The sequence below is a fragment of the uncultured Pseudokineococcus sp. genome (assembly GCF_947495735.1).
Lineage (GTDB): Bacteria > Actinomycetota > Actinomycetes > Actinomycetales > Quadrisphaeraceae > Pseudokineococcus.
In genome coordinates, this window is the sequence record NZ_CANMAA010000001.1 from 71,587 (window position 1) to 96,734 (window position 25,148).

Annotated in this window: 24 protein-coding genes and 1 tRNA gene; 18 read left to right on the forward strand and 7 right to left on the reverse strand. The window is 77.2% G+C overall.

The genetic code is table 11. From position 1 onward, the window contains the following. Positions 1-168 precede the first annotated feature (168 nt). Positions 169-954, forward strand: coding sequence for a phosphatase PAP2 family protein (locus Q0848_RS00260; RefSeq protein ID WP_299033122.1), 786 nt, complete (start codon positions 169-171; stop codon positions 952-954). A gap of 67 nt (positions 955-1,021) precedes the next feature. On the opposite strand, the gene Q0848_RS00265 is transcribed toward Q0848_RS00260, so the two are convergent. Continuing rightward, positions 1,022-2,524, reverse strand: a complete 1,503-nt coding sequence (locus Q0848_RS00265; RefSeq protein WP_299033125.1) for an NAD(P)/FAD-dependent oxidoreductase — start codon at positions 2,522-2,524, stop codon at positions 1,022-1,024. 317 nt (positions 2,525-2,841) lie between these two features. Here Q0848_RS00265 and Q0848_RS00270 point away from each other — a divergent pair, with 317 nt between their 5' ends. The 5 genes from Q0848_RS00270 to Q0848_RS00290 all read left to right on the forward strand — a co-directional run bounded on the left by Q0848_RS00270 (position 2,842) and on the right by Q0848_RS00290 (position 6,241). Next, complete coding sequence (locus tag Q0848_RS00270; protein WP_299033128.1) at positions 2,842-3,828, forward strand: Ppx/GppA phosphatase family protein; 987 nt, start codon at positions 2,842-2,844, stop codon at positions 3,826-3,828. Position 3,829: 1 nt separating this feature from the next. Then, positions 3,830-4,708: a uracil-DNA glycosylase gene (locus Q0848_RS00275; RefSeq protein WP_299033131.1), complete on the forward strand. Its 879-nt coding sequence runs from the start codon at positions 3,830-3,832 to the stop codon at positions 4,706-4,708. 72 nt (positions 4,709-4,780) lie between these two features. Further along, positions 4,781-4,853, forward strand: a tRNA-Leu gene (locus tag Q0848_RS00280). 151 nt (positions 4,854-5,004) lie between these two features. Then, complete coding sequence (locus tag Q0848_RS00285; RefSeq protein WP_299033134.1) at positions 5,005-5,853, forward strand: Bax inhibitor-1/YccA family protein; 849 nt, start codon at positions 5,005-5,007, stop codon at positions 5,851-5,853. Positions 5,854-5,863: 10 nt separating this feature from the next. Continuing rightward, complete coding sequence (locus tag Q0848_RS00290; protein WP_299033137.1) at positions 5,864-6,241, forward strand: hypothetical protein; 378 nt, start codon at positions 5,864-5,866, stop codon at positions 6,239-6,241. Positions 6,242-6,263: 22 nt separating this feature from the next. Here Q0848_RS00290 and Q0848_RS00295 read toward each other — a convergent pair whose 3' ends face one another. After that, a complete protein-coding gene (locus Q0848_RS00295) occupies positions 6,264-7,226 on the reverse strand; it encodes an SGNH/GDSL hydrolase family protein (RefSeq protein ID WP_299033141.1) in 963 nt (320 codons plus the stop codon). A gap of 218 nt (positions 7,227-7,444) precedes the next feature. On the opposite strand from Q0848_RS00295, the gene Q0848_RS00300 reads away from it, so the two are divergent. Beyond that, on the forward strand, positions 7,445-8,845 hold the full coding sequence (locus tag Q0848_RS00300; protein WP_299033144.1) for a cystathionine beta-synthase: 1,401 nt from the start codon (positions 7,445-7,447) through the stop codon (positions 8,843-8,845). Between the two features lie 44 nt (positions 8,846-8,889). On the opposite strand, the gene Q0848_RS00305 is transcribed toward Q0848_RS00300, so the two are convergent. The 3 genes from Q0848_RS00305 to Q0848_RS00315 all read right to left on the reverse strand — a co-directional run bounded on the left by Q0848_RS00305 (position 8,890) and on the right by Q0848_RS00315 (position 12,410). Next, positions 8,890-9,552, reverse strand: coding sequence for a bifunctional 2-polyprenyl-6-hydroxyphenol methylase/3-demethylubiquinol 3-O-methyltransferase UbiG (locus Q0848_RS00305; RefSeq protein WP_299033147.1), 663 nt, complete (start codon positions 9,550-9,552; stop codon positions 8,890-8,892). 143 nt (positions 9,553-9,695) lie between these two features. Further along, the gene (gene msrA, locus Q0848_RS00310; protein ID WP_366146351.1) at positions 9,696-10,361 is read right to left on the reverse strand and encodes a peptide-methionine (S)-S-oxide reductase MsrA; all 666 of its coding nucleotides are present in this window, start codon (positions 10,359-10,361) and stop codon (positions 9,696-9,698) included. 564 nt (positions 10,362-10,925) lie between these two features. Then, a complete protein-coding gene (locus Q0848_RS00315; RefSeq protein WP_299033153.1) occupies positions 10,926-12,410 on the reverse strand; it encodes a PLP-dependent aminotransferase family protein in 1,485 nt (494 codons plus the stop codon). Between the two features lie 237 nt (positions 12,411-12,647). On the opposite strand from Q0848_RS00315, the gene Q0848_RS00320 reads away from it, so the two are divergent. The 6 genes from Q0848_RS00320 to Q0848_RS00345 all read left to right on the forward strand — a co-directional run bounded on the left by Q0848_RS00320 (position 12,648) and on the right by Q0848_RS00345 (position 18,257). After that, positions 12,648-12,824 (forward strand): hypothetical protein, encoded by a 177-nt coding sequence (locus Q0848_RS00320; RefSeq protein ID WP_299033155.1) that lies wholly within the window; start codon positions 12,648-12,650, stop codon positions 12,822-12,824. Position 12,825: 1 nt separating this feature from the next. Then, positions 12,826-13,518 carry a YitT family protein gene (locus Q0848_RS00325; RefSeq protein WP_299033157.1) on the forward strand — a complete coding sequence of 231 codons (693 nt, stop codon included), beginning with the start codon at positions 12,826-12,828 and terminating at the stop codon, positions 13,516-13,518. A 57-nt stretch (positions 13,519-13,575) separates the two neighbouring features. Beyond that, positions 13,576-14,847, forward strand: a complete 1,272-nt coding sequence (locus tag Q0848_RS00330; RefSeq protein WP_299033160.1) for a cystathionine gamma-synthase — start codon at positions 13,576-13,578, stop codon at positions 14,845-14,847. Continuing rightward, a complete protein-coding gene (ilvA, locus tag Q0848_RS00335; protein ID WP_299033163.1) occupies positions 14,844-16,097 on the forward strand; it encodes a threonine ammonia-lyase in 1,254 nt (417 codons plus the stop codon). The genes Q0848_RS00330 and ilvA overlap by 4 nt, the downstream gene beginning before the upstream one ends. Before the next feature lie 175 nt (positions 16,098-16,272). Beyond that, positions 16,273-17,352 carry an ATP-binding cassette domain-containing protein gene (locus tag Q0848_RS00340; protein WP_366146352.1) on the forward strand — a complete coding sequence of 360 codons (1,080 nt, stop codon included), beginning with the start codon at positions 16,273-16,275 and terminating at the stop codon, positions 17,350-17,352. Then, entirely contained in the window at positions 17,349-18,257 is a 909-nt protein-coding gene (locus Q0848_RS00345) for an ABC transporter permease (RefSeq protein WP_299033169.1), read from the forward strand. Before Q0848_RS00340 ends, Q0848_RS00345 begins: the two co-directional genes overlap by 4 nt. A gap of 93 nt (positions 18,258-18,350) precedes the next feature. Here Q0848_RS00345 and greA read toward each other — a convergent pair whose 3' ends face one another. Together greA and Q0848_RS00355 are read right to left on the reverse strand one after the other, a co-directional pair. Then, positions 18,351-18,875, reverse strand: a complete 525-nt coding sequence (greA, locus tag Q0848_RS00350; protein WP_299033171.1) for a transcription elongation factor GreA — start codon at positions 18,873-18,875, stop codon at positions 18,351-18,353. A gap of 366 nt (positions 18,876-19,241) precedes the next feature. Further along, positions 19,242-19,706 carry a DUF4307 domain-containing protein gene (locus Q0848_RS00355; protein WP_299033174.1) on the reverse strand — a complete coding sequence of 155 codons (465 nt, stop codon included), beginning with the start codon at positions 19,704-19,706 and terminating at the stop codon, positions 19,242-19,244. 280 nt (positions 19,707-19,986) lie between these two features. Here Q0848_RS00355 and mca point away from each other — a divergent pair, with 280 nt between their 5' ends. The 5 genes from mca (at position 19,987) to Q0848_RS00380 (ending at position 25,140) form a co-directional block, all read left to right on the forward strand. Further along, positions 19,987-20,847: a mycothiol conjugate amidase Mca gene (gene mca, locus Q0848_RS00360; protein ID WP_366146353.1), complete on the forward strand. Its 861-nt coding sequence runs from the start codon at positions 19,987-19,989 to the stop codon at positions 20,845-20,847. Beyond that, the gene (locus Q0848_RS00365; protein ID WP_299033179.1) at positions 20,844-21,155 is read left to right on the forward strand and encodes a hypothetical protein; all 312 of its coding nucleotides are present in this window, start codon (positions 20,844-20,846) and stop codon (positions 21,153-21,155) included. The genes mca and Q0848_RS00365 overlap by 4 nt, the downstream gene beginning before the upstream one ends. Further along, positions 21,152-22,747, forward strand: a complete 1,596-nt coding sequence (locus Q0848_RS00370; RefSeq protein ID WP_299033182.1) for a Mur ligase family protein — start codon at positions 21,152-21,154, stop codon at positions 22,745-22,747. The genes Q0848_RS00365 and Q0848_RS00370 overlap by 4 nt, the downstream gene beginning before the upstream one ends. After that, positions 22,744-23,568, forward strand: coding sequence for a type 1 glutamine amidotransferase (locus tag Q0848_RS00375; protein ID WP_299033184.1), 825 nt, complete (start codon positions 22,744-22,746; stop codon positions 23,566-23,568). Before Q0848_RS00370 ends, Q0848_RS00375 begins: the two co-directional genes overlap by 4 nt. 132 nt (positions 23,569-23,700) lie before the next feature. After that, positions 23,701-25,140, forward strand: a complete 1,440-nt coding sequence (locus Q0848_RS00380; RefSeq protein WP_299033186.1) for a sodium/glutamate symporter — start codon at positions 23,701-23,703, stop codon at positions 25,138-25,140. Positions 25,141-25,148: the final 8 nt, after the last annotated feature.

Genomic DNA, 25,148 nt, shown 5'->3' on the forward strand with positions numbered 1-25,148 from the left:
CGGGGCGGCGCCGGGCTGCCGGGTGCGCTCCGCGCAGGTCGAGGGCTGACGGCGTGAGCGACTCCTCCGGCGCCCGACCCGGTGGCCCCGCGGACACCGCGGACATCGCGAGGATCGGCCGCTCCGGGGCCCGGGCGCTGCTCGGCTGGGGGGGGGGGGGGGGCGCTCGTGCTGGGCGCCGTGCCCTTCCTGCTGCTGTGGCTCCTCGTGGAGCGCTCCTGGGCCCCGCTCTCCACCCTGGACGGCGGCGTCGCCGCGGACCTCAACGCCTCGGTCAGCGGCTCCCCGACCCTGGTCGCGGTGCTGCGCGCGGTCACCTCCCTCGGCGGCACGGTCACCGCCGCCCTCGTGCTCGTCCTGGTCACGGCCCTCCTGCTCGTCCGCGGGCGGCGGCGTCCCGCCGCCCTCACCGCGACCACCGGCGTCGGCCTGGCCGTGCTGGTGCCCCTGACCAAGGCGGTCGTCGACCGGGCGCGCCCGGTCGTCACGTCTCCCGTGGTCGAGGCGCCCGCCAGCGCCAGCTTCCCCAGCGGGCACGCCGCGGCCTCCCTCGTGACGTGGACGCTGGTGCTCCTCCTGGTGCTCCCCGTCGTGCGCCGCGGCCTGCGCCCCTGGCTCGTCGCCGCCACCGCGCTGGTCGTCGTCGCCGTCGCCCTCACCCGCCTCGCGCTCGGCGTCCACTTCGTCACCGACGTGCTGGCCGGCTGGGCGCTCGGAGCGGGCTGGCTCGCCGTCACCACCGCGGCCTTCCGCGGCGGGCAGCACGACCGCGGCGTGGTCACGCGCGAGCCCCTGGACCCCCTGGAGCTCGCCCCGGACCGAGCTCGTCGCAGTGCACCGGTCCGGGAGCGCGTCCTCCCGCGGGGACGGGCGACGGCGCGACTGCTCGTCGGGGCGGCGCTGCTGGCCGTGGTCGGCCTGGCGCTCCTGGTGACCGGCGTGCTGGGCGTCTAGGTCGCGGCGGCTCGCCGCGGAGCGCGCACCGCCGGGCGCCCGGGCCCGGTGCGCTGGTCGGGACCTCTCAGGCGGCGTCGCGGACGACGTCCAGCGGGTCGACCTTCCGGCCGAAGCGCTGGCGCAGGACTCGTCCGGCGGCGTGGACGCCGCCCATGCCGTGCACGGCCGGGCCCGGGGGCACCGACGCGGAGGCGAGGTAGACGCCGTTCAGCGGGGTCCGGTACGGGTCCCACGTCGGCACGGGCCGCATGACGAGCTGCCAGGGCGTCACCGCGCCGGTGGCGATGTCACCGCCGACGTTGTTCGGCTCGCGCCCCTGCTGCCCGGCTGCCGGGAGGACGTCCGTGGCGAGGACCAGGTCGCGGAAGCCGGGCGCGAAGCGCTCGATCTGCGCGGTGATCTGGTCGCTGATGTCCCGGGGGGAGTTGTTCGGGACGTGGGCGTAGGTCCAGAGCGTGTGCTTGCCCTCCGGCGCGCGGCTGTCGTCCACGACGCCGGGCTGGCAGGCCAGCACGACCGGCCGCTCGGCGTGGCGCCCGGCGACGACGTCGCGCTCGGCGGCCTGCATCTCCGGTCGCGAGCCGGCCAGGTGCACCGTCCCGGCGCGGTCGACGTGCTCGGCCGCCCAGGGCACCGGCCCCGACAGCGCGTAGTCGACCTTGCAGACGCCGCCGCCGTAGCGCCAGCGCTCGAGCCAGCGGCGGTAGCCGGGCGGGAGCTGGTCCCCGGCGACGTCGAGCAGGCCCTGGGGGGCGACGTCCATCATCACGGCGCGCGCACGCGGCAGCTGCCCGAGCGACTCCACCTTCTCGCCGGTGCGGATGACGCCGCCGCGGGCCCGGACGTCGTCGGCGAGCGCGTCCATCATCGACTGCGACCCGCCGCGGGGGATGGGCCAGCCCCGGGCGTGCGCCAGGCTCGCGAGCCACAGGCCGCCGGCGGCGGGCGCCAGGCGGCGCGGCGGGGCGATGGCGTGGCTGGAGACGCCGGTGAGCAGGGCCGGGGCGACGTCCTCGCGGAAGCGCAGGTCCCACGCGCGGGTGCCCTGCTCGAAGACCGCGGCGGCGAAGGACGCCGCCTGCAGGGGGTGGCGGGGCAGGGAGCGGAAGTCCGAGAGCGCGACGTCGGCGGTGCCCCGCCAGGTCTCGGCCAGGCGGCCGACGAGCGAGCGCCAGGCCGGTCCGTCGACCCCGAGGCCCTCGACCGTGCGCTCCAGGTCGCGGAAGGCGAGGCCCGCCCGGCCGCCGTCGAGGGGCTGGGCGTAGGGGATCTCCGGCTGGAGCATGTCGACGCCGTGCGCCGCGAGGTCGAAGGCCTCGAAGAAGGGGGACGCCACGGCCATGGGGTGCACGGCCGAGCACACGTCGTGCCGGAAGCCCGGCAGCGTCAGCTCCTGCGTGCGCGCACCACCCCCGATGGTGTCGGCCGCCTCCACCACCTCCACCGAGAGCCCCGCGCGAGCGCAGACCACGGCCGCCGCGAGGCCGTTCGGACCCGCGCCCACCACGACGACGTCGACGTCGTCGGTGCGCCGCTGCCGTGCCGGTCGTCCTGCCTGGGTCGTCACCCGCCCGAGCGTGCCACCCGCCGCACCCGGTCGCCCACCCGCCTCCCGCACCGCCGTGGTCGGCGCGGCGATCTGTCGACGAGGTGCCGCGGTGGGGCGCGACGGGCGGCGATCTGTCGACGACGTGCCGCGGTGGGGCCGCGACGGGCGGCGATCTGTCGACGAGGTGCGGCGGTGGGGCGCCACCGGCGGCGATCTGTCGACGAGGTGCGGGGGTGGGGCGCTCCGGGCGGCGTCCGTGTCGACGAGGTGGCAGGCGCCGGTCCGTCCGGGACGACGGCGCGCGAGCGGCTGCGGGGGGCTGGGAGGGTGGGGCCATGACGCGCGTGGCGGCCATCGACTGCGGCACCAACTCCATCCGGCTCCTCGTGGCCGACCTGCCCGAGCCCGGGGCGCCGGCGGTGGCGGGGCAGCCGCTCGTCGACGTCCACCGCGAGATGCGGGTGGTGCGGCTCGGCGAGGGCGTCGACGCGACGGGGCGCCTGTCGGACGCCGCCCTGGAGCGCACGCTCGCGGCGGTGCGCGACTACGCCGCCCTCGTGCGCGAGCTCGGCGTCGAGCGCACGCGCTTCGTGGCGACGTCGGCCAGCCGCGACGCCTCCAACGCGCAGGTCTTCGTCGACGGCGTGCGCGAGGCCCTCGGCGTCGAGCCCGAGGTCGTGCCCGGCGCCGAGGAGGCGGCCCTGTCCTTCCGCGGGGCGGCGACGGGCGTGCCGCCGCGGGGGCCCGACGGCGTCTCGCTCGTGTCGCCGTACTGCGTCGTCGACCTCGGCGGGGGCTCCACCGAGGTCGTCCTCGGCGACCCCGACGCGACCGCCTCGGGCGCTGCTCCGGCGGCGCTGTCGGTGGACGTCGGGTGCGTGCGCCTCACCGAGCGCCACCTGCACGACGACCCGCCGACGGCGGCGCAGATCGCGGCGGCGCGCGCCGACGTCGACGCCGCGCTGGACCGCGTGGCGCAGGCGGTGCCGCTGGAGGCCGCCGGGGCGCTCGTGGGCGTGGCGGGGTCGGTGACGACGATCACCGCCCACGCGCTCGGCCTGCCGCGCTACGACCCGGAGCGCCTGCACGGCGCCGTCCTGCCCGTCCCGGACGTGCTCGCGGCCTGCGAGGAGCTGCTGTCGATGACGCGCGAGCAGCGCGCGGCCCTGCCGTTCATGCACCCCGGGCGCGTCGACGTCATCGGGGCGGGGGCGCTCGTGTGGGCGCGCGTCGTCGAGCGGGTGGCCGACGTCGCCGACGTCCGCTCGGTCGTGACGAGCGAGCACGACATCCTCGACGGCATCGCCCTGTCGCTGGCCTGAGGTGGACGCCCCCGCAGCGGAGGAGCAGGCAGCGCACGACCCGGCAGCGGAGGACCAGGCGGCCGAGGTCCGGGCAGCGGGCGACGACGCGCCGGGGCCCTTCGCCCCCGGCCGGCTCCTCGGCGGCGTCCCCGCCGCGACGAGCGCCGCGGGCGTCCGGCGTCGGGCCGCCGCGGCCCCCGACGTCCCGGCCCTGGACGCGCGGGTCAGCGACTGCCGGGCCTGCCCGCGGCTGGTGGCCTGGCGCGAGGAGGTCGCACGCACGCGCCGGCGCGCCTACCGCGACCAGGAGTACTGGGGCCGGCCGATCCCCGGCTTCGGCGACGTCGCCTCGCGCCTGCTGGTGCTCGGCCTCGCGCCCGCCGCCCACGGCGGCAACCGGACGGGCCGCGTGTTCACCGGCGACCGCTCGGGGGACTGGATCTTCGCGGCGCTGCACCGCGCCGGGCTCGTCAACCAGCCCACGAGCACCGCGAGCGACGACGGCCTGGTGGCGCACGGCGCCCGCATCGCCGCCGCCGTCCGCTGCGCGCCGCCCGACAACGCGCCGCTGCCGGTCGAGCGCGACACCTGCGCCCCGTGGCTGGACCGCGAGGTGGTGCTCATGCCCGACCTCGCCGTCGTGCTGGCCCTCGGCGGCTTCGCCTGGCAGAGCGCCCTGGGGCTGGCGCGCCGCGCGGGGTGGTCGGTGCCGCGACCGGCGCCCGTCTTCGGGCACGGGGCCCGCGCTGACCTCGGCCGCCCCGGCGCGGCGCCCGTGGTGCTGCTCGGGAGCTACCACGTCAGCCAGCAGAACACCTCGACCGGCCGTCTCACCGAGCCGATGCTCGACGTCGTCGTCGGACGGGCGCGCGACCTCGCCGCGGCGGCACCGCGGTGATCGCCTCGCGGCCGCGCCGGCGCGGCTAGCGTGGTCGTCCGCCGGCCGCCGCGGGCGGACGTGGCAGGCCGGGCCCCCGTAGCCCAACGGCAGAGGCAGGCGCCTTAAAAGCGCTTCAGTGCGGGTTCGAGTCCCGTCGGGGGTGCTGCAGGAGTGCGGGCGGGTGACGGCGCCGCGCGCCCGCGCACCTGGACGCCGGCTGCGGAACTACTGCGAGCACGGGGGCGTTGCACACCCCGAGGGAGCGCGGCAGGAGCCGCGAGCCCCGACACCCCCGCTCTCGGAACAGGAGTCCCATGCAGAGCCACAACCCCGCCTTCCGGAACGACAGGGCGTTCTCGCAGGGCGGCTACGCCACCTTCGACGACACCGACCGCCGGGGCCGTGGCCAGGCGCCGACGCGGGGCGGCTACGGCGCCTCGCAGGACGTGACGCCGCAGCAGCTGCAGGACATGTACGCGCAGCCGTCGGCGGGCGGCGCCCAGACCGGGCGCATGACCTACGACGACGTCGTCGTCCGCACCGGCGCCCTCTTCGCGCTGCTCGTGGTCTCCGCGGGCGCGACGTGGACCCTCACGGAGCCGGGGACCGCGCTCGGTCTCGCGCTGCCCGCGATGCTCGTGGCCGCAGGCCTCGGGATCTGGGCGAACCTGAGCAAGAAGATCCGCCCGGGCGTCATGGTCGGGTACGCGGTGCTCATGGGCGCCGTGCTCGGCGCCATCAGCCAGGTCTTCGAGGCGCAGTACTCGGGCATCGTGTCCCAGGCCGTCCTCGGCACGCTCGGCGCGTTCGCCGCGATGCTCATCGCCTACAAGTCCAAGGTCATCCGGGCGACCGAGAAGTTCAAGAAGTTCATGTTCATCGCCGTGATGGGCTACGGCATCTTCCTGCTGGTGAACCTGGGCGTCTCGCTCTTCACCGGTGCCAGCGCCTTCGGCTCGTCGTTCGGGTGGCTGATCGGCCTCTTCGGCGTCTCGCTGGCCTCGCTGATGCTCATCCTGGACTTCGACTTCATCGAGCAGGGCGTCAAGAACGGCCTGCCGCAGCAGTTCGCGTGGCGCGCGGCCTTCGGCCTCGTGACGACGCTCGTGTGGCTGTACATCGAGATCCTGCGCCTGCTCGCGATCCTGCGCGGCAACGACTGATCTCTCCCGCATGACCAGCACCCCCTCCGGCGGGTCGGTCGAGGACGCGCAGCGCGAGCTGCGCCGCTGCCTCGACCGGCTCGCCGCCCTCGGGCCCGGCCGCGTGGTGCGGCCGGGCCCGAGGTCCGTCGGGGCCGAGGCGCTCGGCGCCGTGCAGGCGCGCCCGCCGGCGGACGTCGTCCGCGCCGCCCTGCAGCAGCTCGCCGACGTCGCCGCCGATCTCGGGGGCCGCCCGCGCCGCGCCGTCCCCGAGCTGGCCCCGCACGCCCTCGGCGACCAGCTCGCCGTCCTGGCCGCCGACGTCCTCGCCGCGGCCGACGCCCGCGACGACGCGGCCGTCGTCGTGGCCCTGCGCGAGCGCCTCGTGGCCCTGCGCCGCGCCCTCTGACCGCCGACCGCGGAGGGCGCCCTCAGCGCCCGCCGCGGCGCCGGAGGCGGGCCCAGCGGCCGGCGGGGCCGCGCTCGTCGCCGTCCCGAGAGGTGGCCTCGACCTCGGTGCCCGGCTCGTGGGCCGCGGCGGCGGCGGCCTCCGCGACGGGCAGGACGCGCTCGTCGCGACCCGAGCCGGGCAGCTCGGGCCACAGGCCCAGCGACGTGCAGACGGCGGGCAGCAGCGCGGCGGCGGCGCGGGCGTAGCCGGCGGGCGAGGGGTGGAAGCGGTCGGCGCTGAACAGCTCCTCCGGCGCCGCCGTGAACTCGGGGCCGAGCAGGTCGCCGAGCGAGACGGAGCGGCCGCCGGCCTCGACGACGGCGACGGTCTGGGCGGCCGCCAGGTCGCGCGCCCACCGCCGCGCGATGCTGCGCAGCGGCTGGGCCACCGGCTCGACGGCGCCCAGGTCGGGGCAGGTCCCGACGACGACCTCGGCGCCCGCGGCGCGCAGCCGCACGACCGCCTCCCCGAGCGTCCTCGCGGCGTCGGCGGGGCGGACGCGGCCCGTCACGTCGTTGGCGCCGACCATGACGACGACCACGTCGGGCCGGGGGACCGCCGCCAGGAGCCGGTCCACCTGGGCGTCCAGGTCGCGCGAGCCCGCGCCGACCACCGCGCGGTTCACCAGGCGCACGCGCCGTCCCGCGACGGCGGCCAGCCCGGTGGCGACGATGGCGCCGGGGGTCTGCTCCGGCGTCTGCGCGCCGAGGCCGTCGGCGCTGGAGTCCCCGATGACGCCGACCGCCAGCAGGCGGCCCGGCCCGGCGCCGTAGACGCCGTCCGCGTCGGGACCGGCGGTCCCGAACGGCTGGCCCACCGTCCGCCGGGCCAGCTGCGCCTCCACCACGACGACGCCGACGGCCAGCGCGCCGGCGGCCGCGAGCCCGGCGCCGTAGACGGCGCCCGCCGTCGCGGCGCGACGAGCCCAGGTGCTGCCGGCCATGCGCCCCTCCTCGTCGTCGTCCCGCGCCCGACCGGTGCCGGTGCCGCGGGGCTCCCCGACGAGGCTAGGTCGCCGGCGGCCGTGCCGCTGCGGGTCGCGCGCCCTCCCCTCGCTCGGCCCTCCCGGACAGCCCTCCCGGACGGCGCCCCCGGACGGCCCGGTGCCGACGCCGGTCCGTCCCCGCGGGCGCGGTCGCCGCCGGGTGGGAGGATCGGGTCGTGCGCTACGCAGAGTCCGTCGTCGACCTCGTGGGCGGCACGCCGCTCGTCCGCCTCTCCCGCGTCACCGAGGGGGTGTCGGCGACGGTCCTGGCCAAGGTGGAGTACCTCAACCCCGGCGGGTCGGTGAAGGACCGCATCGCGGTCCGCATGGTCGACGCCGCCGAGGCCTCCGGCGAGCTGCAGCCGGGCGGGACCATCGTGGAGCCGACGTCCGGCAACACCGGCGTCGGGCTGGCCCTGGTGGCGCAGCAGCGCGGCTACACGTGCGTGTTCGTGGTGCCCGACAAGGTCGGCGAGGAGAAGCGCGCGGTGCTGCGCGCCTACGGCGCCCAGGTCGTCGTCTGCCCCACGGCCGTGGCCCCCGACCACCCCGAGTCGTACTACTCGGTGAGCGACCGGCTGGCGCGCGAGCTGCCGGGCGGCTGGAAGCCCGACCAGTACTCCAACGTCAACGGTCCCCTGAGCCACTACGAGACGACGGGCCCGGAGGTCTGGTCCGACACCGACGGGCGGATCACCCACTTCGTCACCGGCGTGGGCACGGGCGGCACCATCACCGGCACCGGCCGCTTCCTCAAGGAGGTCTCGGCGGACCGGGGGAGCGGGCCGGTGACGGTCGTCGGCGTCGACCCCGTGGGGTCGGTGTACTCCGGCGGCAGCGGACGGCCGTACCTGGTCGAGGGCGTCGGCGAGGACATGTGGCCGCGCGCCTACGACCCCACCGTCCCGGACCGCATCGTCGCCGTCTCGGACGCCGAGGCGTTCGCCATGACCCGGCGCCTGGCGCGCGAGGAGGGCCTCCTCGTCGGCGGCTCCTGCGGCATGGCCGTCGTCGGAGCCCTCGAGGTCGCCCGCGAGCTCGGCCCGGACGACGTCCTGGTCGTCCTCCTGCCGGACTCCGGGCGCGGCTACCTGGGCAAGATCTTCGACGACCGCTGGATGGCGAGCTACGGCTTCTCCACCGCGGACGCGGGGGCCCCGAGGTCCCCCTCCGGCGCCACCACGGTCGCCGACGTCCTGCGCGGCAAGTCCACCGACCTGCCGTCGCTGGTGCACACCCACCCCGCCGAGACGGTGCGCGACGCCATCGAGATCCTCCACGAGTACGGCGTCTCGCAGATGCCCGTCGTGACGTCCGAGCCGCCCGTCGTCATCGGCGAGGTCGTCGGCGCGGTGAGCGAGCGCGCGCTGCTCGACGCCGTGTTCTCCGGGACGGCGCAGCTCACCGACCCGGTCTCGCGGCACATGTCCTCCGCGCTGCCGCGCATCGGCGGGACCGAGACGGCGTCCACGGCGCGCTCGGCGCTGCAGGAGTCCGACGCGCTGCTCGTGGTCGTCGACGGCAAGCCCGCGGGCGTCGTCACCCGCGCCGACCTGCTCACCCACGTCGCCGGCTGACCGCCGCGGCGGCCTCGGCGACGGGGCTCCTCGGTCGATCCTCCTCAGCCGGGGCGCCGCGCGAGGAGGACGGCGTCGTGGCGCGGCGAGCCGTCCTCGTGCGGGCGGGCCACGTCCTCCGCGCGCAGGACCTCCAGGCCGGCGGAGGCCGCCGCCCGCGCCAGCGCGTCGACGTCGTGCAGCAGGCGCGCGTCGCGCGGGACGCCGGGGAGCCCGGCGTCGCGCCGCGCGTGGCCCACGACGACGAGGTGGCCGCCCGCCGCCAGGCGCGCCGCCGCCGCGGGGACGACGCCCGGGAGCTGGGCGAAGGCGTCCAGCACGAGGTCCGCCCGGGCGCTGCTGTCCCGCCCCGAGCCGGTCAGCCAGCCGAGCGCCTCCGCGCGGTGCCACCGCACGGCGTCCCCGCCCGGCGCCGCGCGGCCGACGTCGAGCCCGCCCCGGGAGAGGTCGACGGCGTCGACCGACCACCCCGCCGAGGCCAGCAGCAGCGCGTGCCGGCCCGCACCGCAGGCCAGGTCGACGGCACGTCCGGGCCGCAGGCCGCCGACGACGGCGCGGACCACCGGGTGCGGGTCGCCCGGGGTTCCCGAGCGGGCGTGGCGGGCGTCCCAGACGTCGGCCCCGGCACCGGGCCCCGCGCTGCGGCTCCGTCCCGGGTCCCCCCGGGCGTCGTGCCTCCGGACCTCATCCCCGTGGGCCTGATCCATCTGGGCTCCCAACTCGCGCGTCCGGCTGCCCCGCGATCGTGCCGGTGCGCCGCCCGTCCCGCAGCAGCCCGACGCCCACCCGGCACGACGGAGCCCCGCTGACCGCGTGGTCACCGGGGCTCCGTCGTGCGAGGTCGTGCGGGTCAGCGAGCAGCCTCCGCGGGGGCGGCGTCACCGGTGGGCAGGACGCCGACCGGGCAGCTGACGCCGGTGCCGGCCAGGCCGCAGTAGCCGTTCGGCACCTTGTGCAGGTACTGCTGGTGGTAGTCCTCGGCGTAGTAGAACGGGCCGGCCTCGGCGGCGGGGCGCAGCTCGGTCGTGATCGGCCCGAGGCGGAAGCGCTCGAGCTCGGCGGCGAAGGCGTCGCGGGAGGCCCGCACGACCTCGCCCTGCTCCGGCGTCGTCCAGTAGACGGCCGAGCGGTACTGGGTGCCGACGTCGTTGCCCTGGCGGTTGGACTGGGTCGGGTCGTGCTCCTCCCAGAAGGTGCGCAGCAGGGTCTCGACGCTCGTCACCGAGGGGTCGAAGGCGACCATCACGGACTCGGTGTGCCCGGTGCGCGCCGTGCAGGTCTCCTCGTAGGTGGGGTGCGGCGTGAACCCGCCCATGTACCCCGCCGCCGTGGTGACGACGCCCGGCAGGCCCCAGAAGAGGCGCTCGGCGCCCCAGAAGCAGCCCATCCCGACGTAGAGGCGCTCGGTGCCCTCGGGCCAGGGGCCCTCGAGCGGCGTCCCGAGCACGGCGTGCGTGGTCGGCACGCCGTGCGGCCGGTGCTCGCGGCCGGGCAGGGCCTGGTCGCGCTCGACCATCGTCGTCTTCATGCGGGTCCCGAACAGGGCCACGGGTCCTCCTGGTGCTCGTCGCGGGGAGCGCGCCGCCCCGGTGGGGACGGCCGCTCCGGTCTGGTGGTGACAACGCCACGGGTGGTCGCGGCCTTCCCCCGGCGGTGTGCCGACGCAGTGCGCTGCACGGGCGCCCCAGCCGGCGATGTGCCGACAGAGTGCAGCTGAGGGGCGCCCTCCCTGGCGATGTGCCGACAGAGTGCGGCTGAGGGGCGCCCCTGCCGGCGATGTGCCGACAGAGTGCGGCTGAGGGGCGCCCTCCCTGGCGGTGTGCCGACAGAGTGCGGCTGGGGGGCGCTCTTCGTGGCGGTGTGTCGACAGGGTGCGGTTGGGGGGCGCCTTTCGTGGCGGTGTGTCGACAGGGTGCGGTTGGGGGGCGCCTTTCGTGGCGGTGTGCGACAGAGTGCGGCTGGGGGGCGCTCTTCGTGGCGGTGTGCCGACGGAGTGCGCTGGAGGGGCGCCGGCCCGCCGACGGGCCGACGAGGCGGGCCCGGCGGCGGGGCTGCGCGGCGCCGCGCCCGCCCGGGCCGCTCAGCCGAGCAGCGCCCCCGAGCGCGAGGTGGTGGGGGCGCCCCAGGCGCTGTCGGCGTCCGCGGCGGCGCGGACCAGGCGCTCGACGCCCTCCAGCAGCACGGGCACGGGCTGGGTGAAGGGCAGCCGCAGGTGGTCGTCGAAGGCGTGCCCGGTGCCGAAGCGCGAGCCCGTGGCCAGGTAGAGGCCGTGCCGCTCCGCGGCGTCGGCGACGACGGACGAGGACGTCCCGCTCGGCAGCCGGCACCACAGCGAGAGCCCGCCGGGGGGCCGCGGCACCTCCCACGAGGGCAGGCGCGCGCGCAGAGCGTCGACGAGCGCGTCCCGCTGCTCGCGCAGCCGCTCGCGGCGCCCGACGAGGCCGGCGTCGAGGCCGTCGAGCAGCACGCAGGCGGCCAGCTGGTCGAGCACGGGCAGCGCGCCGTGGTCGCGCGAGGCCCAGGAGGCCGCCTGGGCCAGCAGGGCGGGCTCGCCGCGCAGCCAGCCGACGCGGAGGCCCGCCCACACCGACTTGCTGAGCGACCCGGCGGTGAGCACGGCGCCGGGCGGCCCGCACGCGGCGAGCGGCGGGCGCTCGCCCGGGTCGTCGTCGGGGTCCAGGGCCAGGTCGGCGAGCGTCTCGTCGGACAGGACGACGACGCCGTGCTGCTGCAGGCTCGCCACCGCCCGCCCGCGCTCGTCGGGGGTCATGACGGCGCCGGTCGGGTTGGAGAAGTCGGGCATCAGGTAGGCCATGGCGGGCGCCGTCTCGCGCGCGGCGCGGTGCAGGGCCGCGGGGAAGCCCGTGGCGGCCGGTCCCGCCGGGTCGCGGGGCACGGGCACGGCGCGGGCGCCCAGCACGCCGAGCTTGTCGAGCGCGTTGGGCCACGTGGGGTGCTCGACGAGCACGCGGTCGCCGGGGGAGAGGACGGCGCGCAGCGCGGAGGAGATGGCGCCGCTGGCGCCCGTCGTCACCAGCACCTGCTCGGCCGTGGTCGCGAGCCCCCGCGCCGTCATGCGCTCGGCGACGCGGGCGCGCAGGTCGGCCAGGCCGCCGGCGACGTACCCGTGGCCGGGGAGCATCCGGGGCAGCGCCTCGAGGGCCGCGGCGTAGGCGTCGGCCACCTCGGGGGGCCCGGCGGGGGAGGCGTAGGTGAGGTCCACCGTGCCGTCGCGGGGGCTGCCCGGCACGAAGGCGGCGACGACGCCGCTGCGGTCGGGGACGCTCGTCCAGGTGCCGGCGCCCTGCCGCGAGGATGCCCACCCGGACTCGCGCAGGCGGCGGTAGGCGGAGGTCACGGTCACCCGGCTGACCCCGAGCGCGGCCGCCAGCTCGCGCTCGGCGGGCAGCCTCCCGCCGACCGGCAGCCGGCCGTCGGCGACGAGGGCGCGCAGGCCCAGCGCGAGGGACGCGGCGACCGGGGGGTGCAGCGTCCCGCGCCCGACGAGCGCGGCCACCCGCTCGGCGCAGCGGCGGGCCTCGGGGACGTCGTCGGGGGCGCTCACGCGGTCAGCGTCGCACGCCACGACATCCGTGGCCTCGGCAGAGCAGGCCAATCGAGGCCCGGTGGTCTGCACATCGCGTCGTCACCTCCTGGCCCCGGCGCTGTTGCTCCAGCTGGGTGACGGGTGAGCGCTCTGGTGCGGACCGCGAGCCGGGAACAGGTCCGCGACGACCCCATCAGTCCACGGGGAACGGATTGGACCGCTCCTGACGGGCCACGTCGGGTGCACCATGGACGCATGGTCTCTGTCGTCCTCACCGTCCTGTTCGTCGCCCTCGTCACCCTCGCCGTGGTGGCGGCCGTCCGCGACATCCGCGCCGACGGCTACGGCTCCTCGCACACCTCCGGCGAGGGCCTGGACTGGGTCCACCGCGCCGCCGCCGGGCGCACCTACGCCGGCCCCGGCCCCCGCTGAGGTGAGCCGCGCCGCTGCGGACGGGCGCCGTCCCGCAGCGGCGTGGTCGCTGCCCCACCGGCTGGCCCGCCTCGTCGTCGGCCAGCTGCTGTTCGGCCTCGCCCTGGCCATGATCCTGCGGGCGGGCCTGGGCGCCTCCCCGTGGGACGTGCTGCACCAGGGCGTGGTGCGCCAGAGCGGGCTCGGCTTCGGCCTGGTCGTGCTCCTGTCCGGACTCGTCGTCCTGCTCCTGTGGGTGCCGCTGCGCGTGCGCCCGGGGATCGGGACGCTCGGCAACGTCGTGCTCGTGGCCCTGTCGATCGAGGTGGGCCTGCGCCTGCTGCCCGCGGCGGCGTCGTGGCCCCTCGCGGTGCTGCTCCTGGTCGGCGGCGTCCTGCTCAACGGCGCGGCCACCGCGCTCTACGTCGGGGCCGCCCTCGGGCCGGGGCCGCGCGACGGGCTGATGACCGGGCTGTCCGCCCGCACCGGGCTGCCCGTCGGCCCCGTCCGCGCCGCGATCGAGGTCTCCGTCGTCGCCGGCGGCTGGGCCCTGGGCGGCACGGTCGGCGTCGGCACGCTCGTCTACGCCCTCGGGATCGGCCCTGTCGTCGGGCTGCTGCTGCCGCGCCTGGCCATGCCCGGCGCCGGAGCGGCCGTCGGCGCCCGTCGGAGACCGGCCGCGCCAGGCGCCGACCCGCCCCCCGTCGGGGCGTAGGGCGCCGGCGCAGCCGGACCGGGGCCGACGTCGGGCCCAGCGGGTAGCGTCCGGGACGTGACGCAGCCGCAGGACGACCCGCAGGACGGCCCGCGCGCGACGGGCGACGAGACGGCGGAGCCGGGCCACGCCCCGCCCGCCGCCGGGCCCACCGACTGGTCGGCCTCGGGGTTCTCCACCCGCGCCATCCACGCCGGCTCCGAGCCCGACCCCCAGACCGGTGCCGTCGTGCCGTCGGTCCACGTGGCCACGACCTTCGCCCAGGACGGCGTGGGCGGGCTGCGCGCCGGGTACGAGTACTCGCGCTCGGCCAACCCCACCCGGGACGCGCTCCAGGAGTGCCTCGCCGCGCTCGAGGGCGGCAGGGCCGGGTTCGCCTTCGCCTCCGGCCTCGCTGCCGAGGACGCCCTCCTGCGCGCCGTGCTGGTGCCGGGCGACCACGTGGTCATCCCCGACGACGCCTACGGCGGCACGTTCCGGCTGATCTCGAAGGTCCTGGCGCGCTGGGGCGTCGAGCACACCGCGGTGGACCTCTCCGACCCCTCGGCGGTCGCCGCGGCGACGACCGACCGGACCCGCCTCGTGTGGTGCGAGACGCCCACCAACCCCCTGCTCGGCATCGCCGACGTGAGCGCCCTCGCCCGGGTGGCCCACGGCGCCGGCGCGCTGCTGGCCGTGGACAGCACCTTCGCCACGCCCTACCTGCAGCAGGCGCTCTCGCTCGGCGCCGACGTCGTCGTCCACTCGACGACCAAGTACTGCGGCGGGCACTCCGACGTCGTGGGCGGCGCCCTCGTGGTCGGCGACGCCGTCGCACCCGGCGGCGAGCCGCTCGCCGAGCTGCTGGCCTTCCACCAGAACGCCATGGGCGCCGTCGCCGGGCCGTTCGACGCCTGGCTCGTGCTGCGCGGGCTCAAGACGCTGGCCGTGCGCATGGAGCGCCACTGCGACAGCGCCGAGCGCGTCGCGGCGCACCTGGAGGCCCACCCCGCCGTGCGCGAGGTGCTCTACCCGGGCCTGCCCGGGCACCCGGGCCACGACGTCGCGGCCCGCCAGATGCGCAGGTTCGGCGGCATGGTCTCGGTGCGCCTGGCCGACGAGGCCGCCGCCCTCGAGCTGTGCTCGAGCACGCGGGTCTTCACCCTCGCCGAGTCCCTCGGCGGCGTGGAGTCCCTCGTCGAGCACCCGGCGCGGATGACGCACGCCAGCGCCGCCGGCTCCCCGCTCGAGGTCCCCGCCGACCTCGTGCGCCTGTCGGTGGGGCTCGAGGAGGTCGAGGACCTGCTCGCCGACCTCGACCAGGCGCTCGAGGGCGCCGCGCCCGCGTGAGCCCGGGCGCACGGGGCCCGGAGGAGCACGTGCGGGCCGAGCAGGTGCCGGCCGTGGCGCTCGAGGACGTCCGGGCCGCGGCGCAGCTGCTCGAGGGGGTCGTGCGCACCACGCCGCTGGAGCCCAGCGCCGCCCTCGCCGAGCTGCTCGGCGGCCCCGTGCTCCTCAAGTGCGAGAACCTCCAGCACGCCGGGTCCTTCAAGATCCGCGGGGCGTACACGCGGATGTCGCGGCTGTCGGCGGCCGAGCGCGAGCGGGGCGTCGTCGCCGCCAGCGCGGGCAACCACGCCCAGGGCGTGGCCCTGGCCGCCCGGCTGCTCGGCATCCGCTCGACGATCTGGATGCCGGTCGGCGCCCCCATCCCCAAGGTCGAGGCGACCCGTCGCTACGGCGCCGAGGTGCACCAGGCCGGCTCGACGGTCGACGAGGCGCTCGTGCACGCCCTGGCGCACGAGCGCGAGACCGGCGCCGTGCTGATCCACCCCTTCGACCACCCCGACATCGTCGCCGGGCAGGGCACCGTGGGGCTGGAGGTCCTGGCGCAGGCCCCTGACGTGCGCACCGTCGTCGTGTGCACGGGCGGCGGCGGGCTCGTCGCCGGCATCGCGACGTCGGTCAAGGCCCTGGCGCCGCACGTGCGCGTCGTCGCCGCGCAGGCCGAGGGCGCCGCGGCCTGGCCGCCCTCGCTCGACGCGGGCGAGCCGCGGGCGCTCGCCTCGATGGCGACGATGGCCGACGGCATCGCGGTCGGGCGCCCCGGCGACGTCCCCTTCGGGCTCGTGCGCGACCTCGTCGACGACGTGGTGACGGTGGCGGAGGAGTCGCTGTCGCGGGCGCTGCTCGTGATGCTCGAGCGCAGCAAGCTCGTCGTCGAGCCGGCGGGCGCGGCCGCCGTGGCCGCGCTCCTCGAGGCGCCGGAGGCCTTCGAGCCGCCCGTCGTCGTCGTGCTGTCCGGCGGCAACATCGACCCGCTGCTGCTCATGCGCGTCATCCGCCACGGCATGGCCGCCGCCGGGCGCTACCTGGGTTGCCGGGTCAGGGTCGCCGACCGTCCCGGAGCGCTGTCGGGGGTGCTGGCGGTGCTGGCCGGGGCCGACGCCAACGTGCTCGAGGTCTTCCACACGCGCACCACGGCGGCGCTGGCGGTCGACGAGGTGGAGATCGGCCTGCAGCTGGAGACCACGGGGCACGACCACGCCGAGGCGGTCCTCGCCGCGCTCGCCGGGGCGGGCATCCGCGTCGTCGGCTGAGCCCCGCACGGCCGATGATCCCGGCGGCCGCCGGCGGTCCACCCCCTCGAGCGCCCCGGCACCCCGCCGCGGCGCGCAGGAGGGCGGTCCCGTGCGCGCACCCCGGCTCGAGCAGGTGCAGGGCGAGGTCTCGGCGGAGCACCCCGCCGTCGGTGGTGCTCGCTACGGTCCGGGCATGACCCCAACGACGTCCCCGCGCTCGCGCGAGGACCACCCCGTCGTGGCCGAGGGCCTCGTCAAGCGGTACGGAGCGGTGACGGCGCTCGACGGCCTCGACCTCGCCGTGCCGCGCGGCAGCGTCCTCGGCGTCCTCGGCCCCAACGGCGCGGGCAAGACCACGGCCGTGCGCGTGCTGACGACCCTGCTGCGCCCCGACGCCGGCAGGGCCGTCGTCGCCGGCGTCGACGTGCTCGCCGACCCCGCGGGCGTGCGACGGCGCATCGGCGTCTCGGGCCAGTACGCCGCCGTCGACGAGCAGCTCACCGGCACCGAGAACCTGCGGATGGTGGGGGACCTGTACCACCTCGGGCGCGGCCCCTCGCGCGCCCGGGCGCGCGAGCTGCTCGAGCGCTTCTCCCTCACCGAGGCGGCCGACCGGCCCGTGAAGACGTACTCGGGCGGCATGCGCCGCCGGCTCGACCTGGCGGGCGCGCTCGTCGCCGAGCCGGAGGTCCTCTTCCTCGACGAGCCGACCACGGGGCTCGACCCGCGGAGCCGGCTCGGGATGTGGGAGGTCATCTCCGAGCTGGTCTCGGGCGGCACGACGCTGCTGCTGACGACGCAGTACCTGGAGGAGGCCGACCGGCTGGCCGACAGCATCGCCGTCATCGACACCGGGCGGGTCATCGCCGAGGGGACGGCCGACCAGCTGAAGGCGCAGATCGGCGGGGAGCGCGTCGAGCTCACCGTGGGCCGTGACGCGGACGTCGCCACGGCGCGCGAGGCCCTGCACCGGGCCGGCGCGGAGGACGTGTCGGTGGACGAGCGCGCCCGCTCGCTGTCGGCGCCGGTCACCGGCGGGACGGCGGCGCTCGTCGCCGTGCTCGGCGCGCTGCGCGAGACCGACGCCGAGGTGCTCGACGCGGGCGTGCGGCGTCCCACCCTCGACGACGTCTTCCTCACCCTGACCGGGCGCGCCGCCGAGGACGACGCCCCGGACGACGGGGGGACCGGCGGGGAGGCCGGCGGGGAGACGAGCGACGCCGGCGGGCGCGGCCGACGAGGACGGCACCGACGAGAGGGGGAGGCCCGATGAGCAGCAGCACGAGCGCGAGCCGCACGACCGCGGAGGCGGACGGCCGGCGGTCGTCCGGTCGTCCGTCGCCGTCCCCCGGCGGAGGCCTGGGCCAGGCGCTGGGCGACGGGTGGACCATCGCGAAGCGGAACCTCATCCGGATCAAGCGCGTGCCCGACCTGCTGGTCGGGTCGATCGTCTCGCCGATCATGTTCGTGCTGCTGTTCGCCTACGTCTTCGGCGGGGCCATCACCCTGCCCGGGGCGGACGGGAGCATCCCCGACCCGCGGGCCTACCGGGAGTTCCTCATCGCGGGGATCTTCGCGCAGACGGTGATCTTCGGGGCCACCATCACGGGCTCCGGCATGGCGCAGGACCTCAAGACCGGGATCATCGACCGCTTCCGGTCCCTGCCGATGGCGCCGTCGGCGGTGCTCGTCGGGCGCACCACGGCCGACGTCGTCAACAACGTCCTCACCGTGGTGATCATGACGCTCACCGGCCTGCTCGTCGGCTGGCGCATCACGACGTCGGTGGGGGAGGCGGTGCTGGGCTACCTGGTCCTGCTCTTCTTCGCCTACTGCGTCAGCTGGATCATGGCCTACCTCGGGCTGCTGGTGCGCACGCCCGAGGTGTTCAACAACGTGACGTTCATCGTCATCTTCCCGCTGACCTTCATCGCCAACACCTTCGTGCCGCTCGAGACCTTCCCGACGGTGCTGCGCGTCTTCGCGGAGTGGAACCCCGTCTCCAGCGTCACGCAGGCGGCGCGCGAGCTCTTCGGCAACCTGCAGCCGGGCGCACCGGACCCCACGGCCTGGCCCCTGCAGAACCCGGTGCTCTACAGCGTGCTGTGGGGCGTCGTGATGCTGGTGGTCTTCGTGCCGCTGACCGTGCGCCAGTACCAGCGCGCCGCGGCGCGCTGAGTCCCGGCGACCGCGCCGGCTGCGCCGCACCGGCGACGACGACGGCCCGGCACCCCCGCGGGGGTGCCGGGCCGTCGTCGGTCGCAGCGCTGCTCAGCCGGTGAAGGGCGTCGCGGAGACGACCTTGACGGGGATCGAGCGGCCGTTCGGCGCGACGTAGGACGCCTCCTCGCCGGCCGACAGGCCGGAGATGGACTCGCCCAGGGGGGACGTGGGGCTGTAGACGTCGAGGTCGGTGCCCTCGGCGACCTCGCGCGAGCCGAAGAGGAAGCGCATCTCGCGCCCGGCGACCTCGGCGACGACGACCATCCCGGGCTCGACGCGGCCCGAGTCGGTCGGGGCCTCGCCGACCTTCGCGTCGCGCAGCAGCTGGGTCAGCTGGCGGATGCGGCCCTCCTGCTTGCCCTGCTCCTCCTTGGCGGCGTGGTACCCGCCGTTCTCCTTGAGGTCGCCCTCGTCGCGGGCGGCCTCGATGCGCTGGGCGATGTCCTGGCGGGCGGGGCCGGTCAGGTGGTCGAGCTCGCCCTTGAGGCGGTCGTAGGCCTCCTGCGTGAGCCAGGCGGGTCCGCGCTGACCGCTCGTGGGCGTCTGGGTGGGCGTCTGCGTGGTGTCGGTCACGGGGACCTCCTCGGGTGCGCCGCCCGCGGTGGCGGACGGGGTGCGGACGACGCGCGCTCGGCGCGGCGCCCCGGGTCGTCGTGCGGATGTCAGGGGTGCGGGTGGTTCGGTGCTGGTCGTCGTCAGGACTGCGGTGCTCGCCGTCCGTGGCGGGCCGGGGGCGGGGGACGCCCCTCGGGTGGCCACCCGCTGCAGCACCGGAGCGGTGCGCGGGTCCTCCCGGCGCAGCACGCCCCGCAGCGCTGCGAAGCGGCGATGCTAGCCGACATCCCCGGCGGGGGCCGGTGAGACGCCCGCGGGGAGGAGGTGCCCGCGGAGCTGCCCCCGGCCGGCGAGCGCGTGGCGCGGCGGCGACCGGGGCCGGGCTCAGGTCTCGAGCAGGTCGCAGCCCATGATCTCCGCGCTCACCGCGCGCTGCTGGGTCCGGATCTCCACCTCGCGCCGCACGACGTCGCCCTCGGCCGGGCCGATGTCGACCGTCAGCCAGCCGACGGTCGTGTAGTCCTCGGCCAGGGCGCGCACGTCGCAGCGGGCGGTGGAGCCGGGGTCCTTGGTCACCTGGAAGGACAGGTCCACGGCGGTGTCGGTCGGCGCGGAGAAGCCGATGACCTGGTGGGTGACCGGCTCGCGCAGGCCCGTGCTCGCCCACGCCACCCAGGCGAGGCCGGCGGTGGCCGCCACGGCGACCGCGGCGACCGCGGCGCGCCGACGACGGGGGGAGGTGGACCGGCGCCCGTAGCGCTCGTCCAGCCGGGCGTCGCGCTCCGCCGCCTCCTCCGCGGTCCCGGGCGCGGGGCGCCCGCCCGCTCGCGTGCTCGCCGGTTCGGCCACGTCGTCCCTCCACCGCTCGGCGGTCCACCGCCGTCGTCTGCCGGGGGCTGCACCGCAGCGCCACCGGCGTCGTCCATCATGGCTGTCGTCCACACCCGCGGCGCACACCCAGTGTCGCCGACGGCTGCGACGAGGAGGAGTCCAGGTGTCAGAGAACGGCCTCGCCACCCGCGAGGGGCAGTCGCCCGCGTCCGCACAGCCGACGGCGCGGCCCGCCGACCTGGCGCTCGCCGACGGCGCGGCCGCGGCGCTGCGGGGCGACGACGGCCCCCTGCGGCTGCTGGCTGTCCACGCCCACCCCGACGACGAGTCGAGCAAGGGCGCGGCGACGTCGGCCAAGTACGTCGCCGAGGGCGCCGAGGTGCTCGTCGTCAGCTGCACCGGCGGCGAGCGCGGCGACATCCTCAACCCGAACCTCGCCGGGGACCCGCACGTGCTGCGCGACCTGACGGAGGTCCGCCGCGGGGAGATGGCCGCTGCGGCCGCCGCCCTCGGCGTCCAGCACCGCTGGCTCGGCTTCGTCGACTCGGGCCTCCCGGAGGGCGACCCCCTGCCGCCGCTGCCCGAGGGCTGCTTCGCCCTCGAGGAGGTCGACACCGCCGCCGCCGCGCTCGTGCGCGTGATCCGGGAGTTCCGCCCGCACGTCGTGACGACGTACGACGAGAACGGCGGGTACCCCCACCCCGACCACATCATGTGCCACAAGGTCTCCGTGGCCGCCTTCGAGGGCGCCGCGGACCTCGCGCGCTTCCCGGGCGGCGAGCCGTGGCAGCCGCTGAAGCTGTACTACAACGGCGGCTTCAGCCGGGAGCGCCTCGAGATCTTCCACCGCGCGATCCTGGCGGAGGGGGGCGAGTCGCCCTTCGGGGAGTGGCTGGCCAACCGGTCCGAGCGCGCGGAGCGGCGCGTGGACGCGCGGGTGCGCTGCGAGGAGCACTTCGAGGCCCGCGACCGCGCGCTGCTGTCCCACGCCACGCAGATCGACCCGGCCGGCTTCTTCTTCCGCGTCCCGCGCCAGCAGCAGGCCGAGCTCTGGCCGACCGAGGAGTTCGAGCTGGCGCGCTCGGCCGTCGAGACCTCCGTGCCCGAGACGGACCTGTTCGCCGGCGTCCGCGAGCTCCTGGGCGGGACCGGCGCGTGATCCTCGGCGCGCCCGTCCTCGCGACCGGCCTGGTGGCCGTCGGCGCCGTGCTGGCGGCCACCCCCGCCCCCGGGGCGCCCGTGCAGGCGCCGGAGCCGACGTCGGTCGGCCCGGGCACCGAGGGCTTCATCTGGACCTTCCTCGTGGTGATCGCGGTGGTCCTGCTGATGCTCAACATGGTGGCCCGGCTGCGGCGGATGGAGCGCCGCCGGGTGCAGGACGAGCGCGCCGAGGACGAGCGCCGACGTGCCACGGGTCCCCGCGGTCCGGGTGGCGACGAGGGTGCCGGCGGCGGAGGGGCGCCGTGAGCGGCGCGGCGTCCTCGGCGCTGCCGGACGGACCCGAGCGCGGCCCGCTCCGGGACGGCGTCGAGCCCCGGGCCGGCGTCGAGCGCGGCGCGCTGCCCGAGGGGGCGGCCACGCCGGCGACCTCGGACTCGCCCGGCGCGCCCGCGGGCGGTCGCACCGCCCCGGTGCGCCCCGCCGGTCGCACCGGCCTGCGCACCCGCGCCGCGCGGGTGGCCGGGGCGGCGGCCGGGACGGCGTCGCGGCTGCTGGGCCGGGGCGCCGGCGAGGTCGTGGCCGGGAAGGTCGTGCTGCGCCTGGCGCCGCGGGCCGTCCACGAGCTCGCGGGCGAGCGCGTGGCCGCGGTCGTCTCGGCCACCAACGGCAAGACCACGACCACGCGGCTGCTCACCGCCGCGCTGGCCGCCCGCCCCGCGGGGCGGGGCGTCGTGAGCAACGGCGGCGGGGCCAACATGCGCGCGGGCATCGTCACGGCGCTGACGAGCGGGCCGGGCGACGCCGTCCTCGAGGTCGACGAGATGCACCTGTCCGGGCTGCTGCCCGAGCTGGCGCCCCGCGTCGTGGTGCTCATGAACCTCTCGCGCGACCAGCTGGACCGCACCGCCGAGACGCGCCAGCTGGCGGCCGGGTGGCGCACCGCCCTCGCCGGGCTGGACGCGTCGGCGGAGCAGGGGCGCGGCGTCGTCGTGGCCAATGCCGACGACCCCCTCGTGGTCTGGGCCGCCTCGTCGGCCCCCCGCGTCGTGTGGGTCTCCGTCGGCGCCTCGTGGACCGCGGACGCGCGCAGCTGCCCGCGCTGCGAGCAGCTGCTGACCCTGCCGGGCGACCCCGAGGACGACCGCGACGCCACGGCCGCGGCGGAGGCGGCGCCGGCGGGCGCCGTGCCGGGGGACCCCTCGCCGGCCGGCGGCTGGCGCTGCCCGAGCTGCTCCCTGTCGCGCCCGACGCCCTCGGTGGTCCTGGAGGGCGACGTCGCGCGCGAGCTCGACGCCGGGACGGCGGGCGAGCAGCAGCGGACCGCCGCGGGGCACCCGGTGCGCCTCGCGCTGCCGGGGCAGGCCAACCGGCGCAACGCGGTCATGGCGGCCGCCGCGGCGCGAGAGCTCGGGCTCGACCTCGGCAGCGCCCTGGCGGCCATGGTGGACGTCGGCGACGTCGCGGGCCGCTACGCCTGGCTGCGGGCTGAGGGCGTGCGCTTCTGGCTCCTGCTGGCGAAGAACCCGGCCGGCTGGGTGGAGAACTTCGACGTCATGGGCGCCAGCGACCGCCCGCTCCTGCTCGCGATCAACGCCCAGGGGGCGGACGGGCGCGACACGTCCTGGATCTACGACGTCCCCTTCGAGCGGCTGGTGGGCCGGCGCGTCGTCGTCGCCGGCGAGCGCGCGGCGGACCTGTCCCTGCGCCTGGCCGTGGCGGGGGTGGAGCACCAGCGCGTGCCCGGGCTGCGGGAGGCGCTGCGCGCCGCCCGCGCGCTGGGTGCGCCCGGCAGCGGCCCGGAGCCCGGGGGGCCCCCGGCGGAGGAGGTCGACGTGGTCGGCAACTACACGGCGTTCCAGCAGCTGCGCGTCCTCGCGGCGCAGGAGGGGGCCCGATGACCGGCAGCACGACGACCGGCAGCCCGATGACCGGCAGCCCGATGTCCGGCAGCACGGGCAGCGGCGGGCCGTCGGCCGTGCGCGTCGCCGTGCTCTACCCCGAGCTGCTCGGCACCTACGGCGACGGCGGCAACGCGGCGGTCCTCGCGGCCCGCGCCCGCGCCCGCGGCCTGGCGGCGGAGGTCGTCGAGGTCGTGGGCAGCGAGGCGCTGCCGGCGGCCGACGTCTACCTGCTCGGCGGAGGGGAGGACGGGCCCCAGCGGCACGTCGCCCGCCTGCTCGCGCAGGAGGACCGGATGGCCCGCGCCGTCGAGGCGGGCGGCGCCGTCCTCGCCGTCTGCGCCGGCATGCAGATCCTCGGCAGCGCCTTCCGCGACGTCGACGGCTCGGTGCCGGGGCTCTCGCTCCTGCCGTGCCGGACGGTGGAGCCGCTGCCCGCCGAGCGCCGCGCGGTGGGGGAGGTCGTCGCCGAGGCCGACCCGAGCCTGGGCCTGCCGCCCCTGCTCGGCTTCGAGAACCACGGGGGCCGCACGGCGCTGGACGACGGCGCCGTCCCGCTGGGGCGGGTCCTGCGCGGGACCGGCAACGGCGTGGGCGAGGCGTCGGTCGACGGCGTCGTGGCCGGCCGCGTGGTGGGCACCTACCTGCACGGCCCCGTGCTCGCGCTCAACCCGGCGCTGGCCGACCAGCTCCTGGCGTGGGCCACCGGCACGGACCGGGCGGGCCTGCCGGCCGGTGACGAGCGGCTGGCCGTCCTGGACGAGGCGGCGGCGCAGGCGCGCGCGGTGCGCCTGCGGATGGCGGGGCTGCCCGCCGCCTGACGGCGCCGACGGGATGTCGCGGATCCCCCGGGAAGGGTTGTCGGCGGGCCCGCGCGGGGGCCAGGGTGTGCGCACCCGCCGGGACCACCCGGCGCAGCCGGTCCCCGGCCCGGTCCTCGCGAGGGAGGCGCCATGTCCCCCGACGTCGTCGGGCTCAGCCTACTGGTGCTCGGCGTCGTGCTCCTGGTCGCCAAGCTCGTCCGCATCAGGTCGCGGACGGCCCAGAAGCTCTTCCTCCCCAGCTCGATCATCGGCGGCTTCCTCGCCCTGCTGGTCGGCCCGGAGGTCGTCGGCTCGATCGCCGAGGCGATCGGCGGGCCGGACGCCCCGCTGACCGGCGGTCTGTGGCCGGCGGAGTTCCTCGAGGTCTGGTCGTCGCTGCCCGGCCTGCTCATCTCGGTGGTGTTCGCGACGCTGTTCCTCGGCGAGCGGATCCCGAAGGTGCGCACCGCCGCCGAGCTGGCGGGCCCGCAGCTCGCCCTCGGGGTGACGATGGCCTCCGGCCAGTACGTCATCGGCCTGCTGCTCGCCGTCCTCGTCCTCGTCCCCTTCCTGGGGCAGGACCCCATGGTCGGGGCGCTGATCGAGGTGGGCTTCGAGGGCGGGCACGGCACCGCGGCCGGGCTGGGCGACACCTTCGCCGAGCTCGGCTTCCCCGAGGGGCAGGACCTGGCGCTCGCCCTGGCCACGGTGGGCGTCGTCTCCGGCGTCGTCGTCGGCATCGCGCTGGTCAACTGGGGGGTGCGCACGGGGCGCGCCGAGGTGCTGGAGAGCGACGCGAAGACCTCGCTGGCCGAGCAGCGCGGGCTCTACGAGAAGGACGAGCAGGAGCCGGCCGCGATGCTGACGGTGCGCACCGCCTCGGTCGAGCCGCTCGCCATCCACTTCGCGGTCGTCGCCGTGGCGATCCTGCTCGGGCTCGCCCTGCTGGAGGGGCTGCAGGCGCTGGAGCGCGCGCTCTGGGCCGACACCGTGGAGATCTTCGCGTTCGTGCCGCTGTTCCCGCTGGCGATGATCGGCGGTGTCGCGGTGCAGAAGCTGGTCGACCGGTTCGACACCACCGGCATCGTGGACCGGCAGATGATGCTGCGCATCCAGGGCATCGCGCTGGACCTGCTGATCGTCAGCGCCCTGGCCACGCTGTCCCTCCAGGCGATCGCGAGCAGCTGGGTGACGTTCCTGGTGCTGGCCGTCGCGGGGCTCGCCTGGAACATCGGGGTCTTCGCGTTCCTGGCGCGCCGGATGATCCCGCGCTTCTGGTTCGAGCGCGGCATCGGCGACCTCGGGCAGTCCCTGGGGGTCACGGCCACCGGGCTGATCCTGATCCGGGTGGCCGACCCCCACGCGGCGACCCCCGCGATGGAGGCCTTCGGCTACAAGCAGCTGGCCTTCGAGCCGTTCTTCGGCGGCGGGCTGGTCACCGCGGCGGCGCTGCCGCTGATCTTCCAGTTCGGCCCGGTCCCGCTGCTGGTCTTCATGTCCGTGCTGCTCGTCGTGTCCGTGGGGGTCGGCGTCCTCGTCTTCGGCCGGCGCTCGCCGGCCGAGGAGCGGGCCCGCGTCGCGGACGCCTGAGCAGCCCC